This is a genomic window from Pricia sp., from assembly GCF_041745955.1.
Classification (GTDB): Bacteria; Bacteroidota; Bacteroidia; order Flavobacteriales; family Flavobacteriaceae; genus Pricia.
On the sequence record NZ_JBGTHY010000254.1, the window covers coordinates 1 to 9,614 of the forward strand.

Consider the following 9,614-nt stretch of genomic DNA (forward strand, 5'->3'; position numbering starts at 1 on the left):
GGGTGGTTGTGTGCCAGCACTAAAGCTACCGCACCCAGTTCGAGCGCTTGCCGCATGACGATCCGCACATCGACAAGGGTACTGGTGAGTCCGCCTTTACTGAGCAAGGCGCTATGTAAGACCTTATTTCCGTTGTTAAGGTAGAGTATCCAGAATTCTTCATGCTCCAAATCCCCGATCCGCGGCTGTAGCAGGTCAAAGGCATCACGGCTACTATTGATTTTGGTAATTTTTAGGACTTCCCCATCCCTTCTCCGCCGTCCGATTTCAAGGCCGGCAATTATGCCAACCGCTTTCGCTTGCCCGATACCATGAAATTGTGTCAATTGTTTTATGGATAATTTGCCAAGCTCGTTAAGGTTGTTGTTGACCGAGGCCAATATCTTTTTGGAAAGGGCTACGGCACTTTCGTTTCTGCTTCCCGAACCGATAAGGATGGCAATCAGCTCAGCATCCGATAATGCGGACTTTCCTTTTTGAACCAGTTTTTCCCTTGGTTTATCGTCGTCGGACCAGTGTTTTATGGAGAAAGAGGGTTGGTTTTGTTGCATGGGGCTGTAACGCAATGGTAGATTGGTAATAGTTAACGTTAATTGTAGGTGAGTTATTACACAAACCTTTTTTTACTGCCATCCATTACCGCTACTGCTCACTAAATCACCGACTTCCTCCAAATCCAATCCCCCATAATTACCGGAACTCATGAGCAGCAAAACTGAATCAGCATAACCCTGTCTAAAAACAAAATCCTTAAAGGCGGAGGCGTCCCTAAAGATTTTCAAATCTTTGCGCTCAAAAGCTTCCGATATCTGTTCGGGGCTAACGGCATCCAGTTTTTTTATAGCGACGGATTCGGGTAGATAGAAAACCGCGGCAATATCGGCGGTATCCAAAGCGCCTTTATAGCCCTTTAAAAACTCTGGCTCAAAACTACTATAGGTATGCAATTCAAGGCAGGCGATTAATTTTCTCTCGGGATATTGCTCTTTTACTGCCTTCGTGGTCGCGGCCACCTTACTGGGAGAATGGGCAAAATCCTTATAGACAATGCTTGTTTTTCCTTCCGCCAACTTCTCCAGACGCTTCGAGGCTCCGGTGAAGGTGGCTATGGCTTCGTAAAAGTCCGCTTCGTCGACGCCCATGTTCTGGCAGATCCATTTGGCGCCGGCGAGATTGCTCAGGTTATGCCTACCAAAGACCTCAATGGGCATGGGGCCTTCGGGTGTTTCCAAAAGAGTCTGTCCTTTCTCGACGGCATATTCAGGTGTTGCATACGGCAATTTACGGATGGCGTTTTCGGAGGCTTCGACCAGCTTTTTCACTTCCGGGTCTTCTTCATTATAGGTGATACTTCCCCCTTTGACGATACTATCCACAAAAATCCGGAATTGGGCCACATAATTTTCGAAGGTCGGAAACACGTTGATATGGTCCCAGGCAATTCCGCTCAACAGAGCGATATTGGGTTTGTAGAGGTGGAATTTAGGACGCCGATCGATGGGAGAGGACAGGTATTCGTCCCCTTCCAAAACCATAAAATCATTTTCTTCTGTCAGGTGCACCATACGGTCGAATCCGTCCAATTGGGCGCCGACCATATAATCGACATTGCGGTCGTGATAATCGAGCACGTGGAGAATCATCGAGGTAATCGTGGTCTTACCATGGCTGCCACCAATAACCACCCGGGTCTTGTTTTTGGACTGCTCGTAGAGAAATTCAGGATAGGAATAGATTTTCAGTCCCAATTCCTGCGCTCGCAACAGTTCGGGGTTATCGGGTTTGGCATGCATTCCCAAAATAACGGCATCCAATGACCCATGAACCTTGGCGGGAAACCATCCAAATTCTTCTGGAAGTAATCCCTTTTCGGCCAAGCGCGTTTTTGAAGGCTCAAAAATAACGTCATCGCTTCCGGTGATGGTGTAGCCTTTATGCTCAAGGGCCAAGGCCAAATTGTGCATCGCGCTACCTCCGATGGCTATAAAGTGGATTTGCATTTTCTGTGGACTTTGGCCAAAGATAAGAAACAAGAAAAAGGAGAAGGAAAAAAGGACAACTCATTCCTGTTATTTATTTTACCTTTATAACTTACTAAATCCATTCAAATTACTAAATCCATTCAAAATGAAAACCATAGTATTAAAAATCGAAGATACTATTTTCAAAGAAGCCGAAAAGATACTTCTACGCACCAAAATCTCACAATAAACCGACCAGAAATGTATCTAAACCTCTCCACCATCCCTTCCAAAGAAATCATGCCCGGGCTCCACGGCAAACTGGTACATACCGAAAATATGAGCCTCGTCTTCTGGGAAGTCGAAGAAGGTGCAGAAGTGCATGATCATGCCCACATGAACGAGCAGGTAATGCATGTTATCGAAGGTAATTTCGAGCTTACTTTGGATGGCGACACCAAGGTGTATCATCAGGGCGATTTAGTCGTAATTGCACCCTACAAAAAGCACAGCGGAAAAGCATTGACGCCATGTAAGTTGATGGATGTTTTTAGTCCGGTGAGGGAAGAATACAAGTAAAAATCTAAAAAGATGCATATAACCCTAAAAGGAAAAACAGCCCTAGTCGGTGGTAGCAGCGGCGGCATCGGTAAGGCCGTCGCAATTCAGCTAGCGGAAAGTGGTGCCAGCGTCACACTGATGTCGCACAGTGAGGCTAAATTGAAGTCCATTGTGGCAGGACTTCCCACCGATCAGGGACAGACGCATCACTATTTGGTCGTGAACTTTTCGGATTTCGATGGATACAAAAAAATAATATCGAACTACTTTGAAAGCAATTCGGCGGATATTCTTGTCAACAATACACAAGGTCCGGCTGCCGGAAATACGTTGGAGAAACAAGTACCCGAGTATCAGGAAGCCTTTGACCTGCTCTTTAAGACGGTTGTTTTCACTACGGAACTGGCCTTAAAACACATGATGAAAAACAAATGGGGCCGTATCATCAATGCCGCCTCGGTTTCCGTAAAAGAACCTTTGTCGTATCTGGCCTTATCGAACACCATCCGGGCGGCCGTGGTAACTTGGGCCAAATCGTTGGCCAGCGATGTGGGCGAACATAACATTACGGTAAACAGCATCCTGACCGGCTATTTCGATACGGATCGGATTCACCAGCTCAACGCCAAAAAGGCGGAACAGCAAGGCATTTCCCATGAGGATGTCCGTTCGGATATGGAGGCGAAAGTACCCGTAAAACGTATCGGAGACCCTAAGGAATTTGGATATTTAGCGGCGTTTTTGGCTTCGGATCAGGCCGGTTATATTACTGGGACGCAGATTCCCATTGATGGGGGCTTGTTGAAATCGCTGTGATTTTTTATTTTTTTTAGGCTCTTTCCTTTTTTTTCTCAAAAGGGGAGCCTTTAACTTTTTTATCCCATTTCACTTTGGTAAAAAATCAAAATCCTTAGCTTTCCAATTCATCCAATAAAGACTGCCTTCCCTCACTAAAAACCCCCTATCCCTAATTACTACTTGTCCATGGCATAGCTTTTGTAAATATTAGTTGCGTAATTTTAATGCTATAAGCAAAACATGAAACATCCTAAAATCATATCCATCCTACAAATCCTAATCCTGACAGTGACTATGGGGCATGCGCAAAATCCAGATGATTCATACGATGTACTTTGGAAAAAGGTCGGGCAACTCGAAAACGACGACTTGACCACATCCGCCTTAAAACAGGTTCAGGCCATTTCTGAAAAGGCCAAGAAGGAAAAGAATTCCGAACAGATCATCAAGACCTTACTGTATACCTCAAAATATGCACTGACCTTGGAAGAGGATGCGCAACTGAACATCGTCAATGCATTCAGATCGGAAATCGAGAAAGCGGAATTCCCTACCAAAAATGTATTGGAAAGCTATTTGGCAAACCTCTATTGGCAGTACTTCCAACAAAACCGCTATCAATTTTATGACCGTAGCAAAACAGCATCCAAAGTAGATTCCGTAGATTTTCGTACTTGGGACCTAACTACGCTTTTCCATGAAATCAGTAGCCGTTTTAAGGCATCCTTGAAGAATAAGGAAGGGCTTCAAAAAACAGGGCTGGAAGAGTTTAAGGAAATCCTGAACAATCAGTCCGGCTCCGAAATTTACCGCCCAACACTATTCGATGTATTGGCCCATACGGCGCTGGACTTTTATAAGACGGATGAAAACAATATCACACGCCCGGCGGACCAGTTCGAGATCACCGATCCCGGAATTTTGTGCGAAGCCTATGAGTTTACCCAGCGAAAAATAGATACCCAAGACCCGACTTCCCTGCAATCGAAAGCACTGATGGTATATCAAGAACTTTTGAAATTACATTTTCCCGAGCCGAAACTAGATGCCCTTGTCGATGTGGATATCGAGCGTTTGGGGTTCATCCACCAAAACGCCGTATTCCCGAACAAAGATGACCTCTATCTTGAAGTACTCCAAAATTCGGCCGAGAACTTTAAGCAGCACGAGGTATCCGCTTTATATACCTATGAAATCGCCCAGCTGTATGTAAAACAGGGCAATGCGTATTCCCCAAAAACCGATGAGGATAACCGATGGGCGCCAAAAGAGGCCATCGAACTCTGCGATGCCATTATCGCCCGATTTCCCGATAGCCGTGGGGCGGAGAAATGCAAGGCCTTAAAATCCAAAATTTTGGCCACCGACCTTCAGCTAACCACAGAAAATTTCATCCCCATACATACCGATGCCCGGCTTCTGGTCAACTATAAAAATATCGAAGCCATAGAGCTCAGCGCTCTCAAAATATCACAAAAGCAACTCAAGCAGCTTAACGGGCTTTATCGCCAGCCCGAACAATTTGAATTTCTACACAAATTATCAGTTGCGAAAACCTGGGAAGCCACTTTAAAAAATGAAAGCGATTATCAACAACACGGTATCGAGGTGCTGCTTCCCGCATTGGAAAACGGACAGTACATCATCTTGGCGGCCCCGCTCGCGAAGGATGTAAAAAACACCGGGAACAAAACTTTTGCTTTTAGTCCCGCTCAAGTAACCAATATGGCATTAGTAGCCACACAGACGTCGGATGCTTACAAATTTCAGGTCGTGGACAGGCAAGATGGCCATCCTATTTCTGGAGCGGAATTGCAATTTAACTACCGCAAAAACGGCAACACGTTGAATTCGGGCACGACAATGGTGGCCGATAAAAATGGGTTCGTCAACATCCCATTATCCAACGAATATTGGCATGATGTCAATATACTTGTCGCCGATAAAAATGAACGGGCGCATTTCGGTCCCTATTATATAAATGCCAAGCACGACTCAAATCCACAGTATACCGACTATTCCTGTTTTCTCTTTACAGATCGCAGTATCTACAGACCGGGCCAACCCTTATATTTTAAAGGGATAGCCCTGCAAAATAACCAAGGGAAATCGAGCATCCTCGAAAATACCGACGTGCAGATGGAACTTAAGGATGCCAATGGACAAACCGTTGGCATACAGCAATACAAGACCAATGAGTATGGGTCGTTTTCGGGGGAATTCATTCTGCCAGGTACCGGATTGACAGGGGATTTTTCATTGCAGGCAAGTTCAAAGAAAGTGGTGCTTAACGGATACACCCAATTTTCCGTCGAGGAATACAAACGTCCTAAATTCGAGACTTCGTTCAGCCCGATAACCGAAACCTTCCGTGTAAACGACAGTATTACCGTCAAGGGTTCCGCCACCGCCTATGCCGGAAGCTCTATCAGCGATGCCAAGGTCAACTATAGGGTCAAGAGAGTGGTCTATTTCCCGAGATGGTATTATTGGTATTACCCGTATTTTAACCGTACGCCCCAAGAAATCGCCCATGGCGAGACGCTAACAGACGCTTCCGGCAACTACGAAATCGATTTTAAGGCATTGCCCGATACTAGTTTATCCAAAGAAAACCTACCGACATTCCAGTATGAGGTAACCGCAGATGTAACCGATATTAATGGGGAGACCCATTCCGCAACAACTATAGTTTCCGTAGGCTACCATGCCCTCACCGCTAGCATCCTAATTTCCGACCGGTTGGACAAAAATAAAAAAACGGATACCCTTACGATTGCCACGACCAACCTCAACGGTCAGGCCGTGGACGCCCGCGGTACGCTCAAAATGTACAAGCTGCAAGCGCCTGATCATGTGCTGCGCCCCAGACCTTGGGCGGCTCCCGATTATACGAATTGGGAGAAAACGGACTTTAAAAAACGCTTTCCGCATGAAGCCTTTGCCAATGAAGACGACCCGACCACTTGGGAAAAAGGAAAATTGGTCTGGGAGAAAGAATTCAATACTGGAAAATCCACAACAGTACCGCTAGAAATTTCGAAAAAATGGGATTCCGGAAAGTATGTCATCGAACTGATGACGACCGATACCGTCGGACAAGAGGTTAAGGCCTTGGCGCAAACGACCTTATACAGTGATTCCGATAACAAACTGGCGGACAACCAGCTTTTTGAGATTACGACCGATAAAAAAACCTATGCCATTGGGGATAAGGTCGAGGTCAAAATTGGTTCGGCATCCGAATACCTTACCGTTTCGGTTTTTGTTGAAAAGGACAAAAAAATAGTGGATACCCATATCGTTCGCTTGAGCGACAATACAACCTCCTTCTCCGTTCCGGTTACCCCGGACGATCTAGGCGGCTTTGCCATCAACTACAGCTTTTCGGCCTATACTACTTTTAAATCCGGTTCCCTGCCTATTGCAGTGCCCTACCCAAAAACGGACCTTAAAATCGAGACCCTGACCTTTCGCGATAAGTTGGCACCGGGTACCGATGAAACCTGGGCCTTTACCATCAAGGGACCTAAAGGCGATAAAGTATCAGCTGAAATTTTGGCCAGTATGTACGATGCCTCTTTGGATGCTTTTCGCGACCATGTCTGGCTTTTCGATCCGTTGATGCGGACCACCTATTATTCCAACCTATATACTTACGCGAGCCAAAGTTTTGGAGTCGCCTCATTCCGAACGTATTTGGATAATGATAGGTACATTTTTACGCCCCAATATTATGATTCTTTCGATTGGTTCGGATTGTTTTTTGGATATCGAACTGAAAACAGGATGATGAAAAGGGCTGCACCGATGTCGGCGGTAACCATGGAAATGGAAGCTGATAAAGGCGCTTTAAATGAGGTGGTCACCATTGGTTATGGCGATACTGAAGAAAAAAGGGATGACTCGGAAAAAACCAAGAGTAAACCGAAGGAGGAAGAAAAGGAAACCGATTTCAACGATGTGCAAATCCGTAAAAACCTACAGGAAACCGCCTTTTTCTTTCCCCAGTTGAAAACGGATGCCGAGGGTAACGTCTCCTTCAATTTTACCACGCCGGAAGCCCTTACCAAATGGAAACTACAACTCTTGGCCCATACAAAATCATTGGAAAGCGCCGTAACCACTTTGGAAACCGTGACCCAAAAAGAACTGATGGTCATTCCCAATGCCCCGCGCTTTCTTCGGGAAGGCGATGAAATCAGCATCAGCACCAAAATTGCCAACCTAACGGAAAAGCAACTTTCCGGGGAAGCGAAACTGGTGCTGACGGATGCGGTAACCAATGAAGATGTTTCAAAAGAACTATTAATTTCTCCCCCCGTGGGGGAGATGCCGCAGGCGGGTGGGGCCGGAAGTGCCCCAGGCGGAGGGGGCTTAGGTGAAATTCGCTTTAAAGTTGATTCACTAAATAACACCCAAGTCTCCTGGCGTTTGAAAATTCCCGATGGCATTCAAGCAGTTCAGTACAAAATCATCGCCAAGGCCGGGGATTTCAGCGATGGGGAACAAAATCTGCTTCCGGTGTTGACCAATCGGATATTAGTAACCGAATCCTTGCCGATGTGGGTTTGCAGCGATCAGACGAAGACTTTTACTTTGGATAAATTAAAGGAGAATACTTCGACTACCCTAAAGAACCATAAGTTGACCTTGGAAATCACCTCCAATCCCGCTTGGTATGCCGTACAGGCCCTACCCTATTTGATGGAATATCCGTACGACTGCAACGAGCAGACCTTTGCGCGTTACTATGCAAATTCCCTGGCAACCCATATCGCCAATAACAATCCACGTATTCAGGAAGTCTTTAAGCAATGGGCAAATTCCGACGCCCTACTTAGTAACTTGGAAAAAAACGAGGAACTGAAATCTTTATTGATCCAGGAAACCCCTTGGCTCCGTGACGCCCAATCTGAAACCGAGCAGAAAATACGTGTCGCCCTGTTGTTCAACTTGGACAAAATGAAAAACGAGCGGGCCAACGCACTGAACAGGCTGAAGAACAACCAAAATCCCTCGGGAGGCTGGGCCTGGTTCAATGGCGGGATGGATAATCGGTTTATTACGCAACATATCGTTACCGGAATGGGGCATCTCGAAAAACTCACTTCGGCAGCGCCTAGCTTAATGGTAGGCAAACCCGGTGATCGCACTTCGGCAAGTGGCTCAAAGGCTGAGCGTGGTCGAAATCCCGAATCGGCAGAAATGCTGAAAAACGCCATAGCCTACCTAGATGCCGAATTTGTAGCCGAATATGAGTACATGAAAGGTCATACTTCCGATATCGACGAAGACCATCTGAGCCGGACCCAAATCCACTATCTCTACATGCGGAGTTTCTTCCCCGATATCAAAACCTCCAAAAAAGTAGATACCATCAAGGATTACTACAAAGGTCAAGCGCAAAAATATTGGACCAAAAAGGGTCTGTATCCCAAGGGAATGCTGGCCTTGGCCTTACATCGTATGAACGATTCCGGCATATCGAACAAAATACTACGGGCATTAAAAGAGAACAGTATTACTTCCGATGAATTGGGCATGTATTGGAAAGAAAATACATCCTCTTGGTATTGGTACGAAGCCCCCATCGAAACCCAGGCCTTGATGATCGAGGCTTTCGGGGAAATACAAAACGACACCAAAACCATCGACAAGCTAAAAGTTTGGTTGTTAAAAAACAAACAGACCGATCAATGGAGCACGACCAAAGCCACCACCGAAGCAGTCTATGCGCTGCTGCTGCAAGGCAGCGATTGGCTATCCGTCACCGACGCCGTTGATGTGTGGGTCGGCGGGGAGAAAATCGAACCATCGCAACTTGAAAATGTCAAGGTCGAAGCGGGTACCGGTTATTACAAAACATCGTGGGATACCCACGAAATCAAGCCCAAAATGGCCGAAGTGCAGATCAGCAAAAAGGGAGAGGGTATCGCTTGGGGCGCCCTATACTGGCAATATTTTGAGGATATGGACAAAATAACATCCGCAGAGACCCCTTTGAAACTCCAGAAAAAACTTTTCCTGAAAAAGAATACCGATACCGGGGAGGAAATTTCCGAAATCACTAAAATAACCGATTTGAAAGTGGGCGACCTGGTCCGAGTACGCATCGAGCTACGCGCCGACCGTGATATGGAATTCCTACACATGAAAGACATGCGCGCGGCAGGTTTCGAACCCATTACCGTGCTCTCGCAATACAAATGGCAAGACGGACTTGGCTATTACGAAAGCACCAAAGATGCCAGTACCAATTTCTTCTTCGACTATCTGCCCAAAGGCGTTTAT

Annotated in this window: 5 protein-coding genes; 3 read left to right on the forward strand and 2 right to left on the reverse strand. The window is 46.1% G+C overall.

The window, feature by feature from the left end; translation table 11 throughout:
- Both ACEW8S_RS09110 and murC read right to left on the reverse strand, forming a co-directional pair.
- Positions 1–551: RadC family protein (locus ACEW8S_RS09110; protein ID WP_373517845.1), on the reverse strand; the 551-nt coding region annotated here is incomplete at its 3' end.
- Positions 552–623: 72 nt separating this feature from the next.
- Positions 624–2,000, reverse strand: a complete 1,377-nt coding sequence (murC, locus tag ACEW8S_RS09115; RefSeq protein WP_373517846.1) for a UDP-N-acetylmuramate--L-alanine ligase — start codon at positions 1,998–2,000, stop codon at positions 624–626.
- A gap of 222 nt (positions 2,001–2,222) precedes the next feature.
- Here murC and ACEW8S_RS09120 point away from each other — a divergent pair, with 222 nt between their 5' ends.
- The 3 genes from ACEW8S_RS09120 to ACEW8S_RS09130 all read left to right on the forward strand — a co-directional run.
- On the forward strand, positions 2,223–2,540 hold the full coding sequence (locus ACEW8S_RS09120; protein ID WP_373517847.1) for a cupin domain-containing protein: 318 nt from the start codon (positions 2,223–2,225) through the stop codon (positions 2,538–2,540).
- 12 nt (positions 2,541–2,552) lie between these two features.
- The gene (locus ACEW8S_RS09125) at positions 2,553–3,338 is read left to right on the forward strand and encodes an SDR family oxidoreductase (protein ID WP_373517848.1); all 786 of its coding nucleotides are present in this window, start codon (positions 2,553–2,555) and stop codon (positions 3,336–3,338) included.
- Between the two features lie 222 nt (positions 3,339–3,560).
- Positions 3,561–9,614: alpha-2-macroglobulin (locus tag ACEW8S_RS09130; protein ID WP_373517849.1), on the forward strand; the 6,054-nt coding region annotated here is incomplete at its 3' end.

Excerpts from the sequence above, each read along its gene's own strand:
- ACEW8S_RS09125 (WP_373517848.1), top strand. The coding sequence starts at position 2,553 with ATGCATATAACCCTAAAAGGAAAAACAGCCCTAGTCGGTGGTAGCAGC.
- ACEW8S_RS09120 (WP_373517847.1), top strand. The coding sequence starts at position 2,223 with ATGTATCTAAACCTCTCCACCATCCCTTCCAAAGAAATCATGCCCGGG.
- murC (WP_373517846.1), bottom strand. The coding sequence starts at position 2,000 with ATGCAAATCCACTTTATAGCCATCGGAGGTAGCGCGATGCACAATTTG.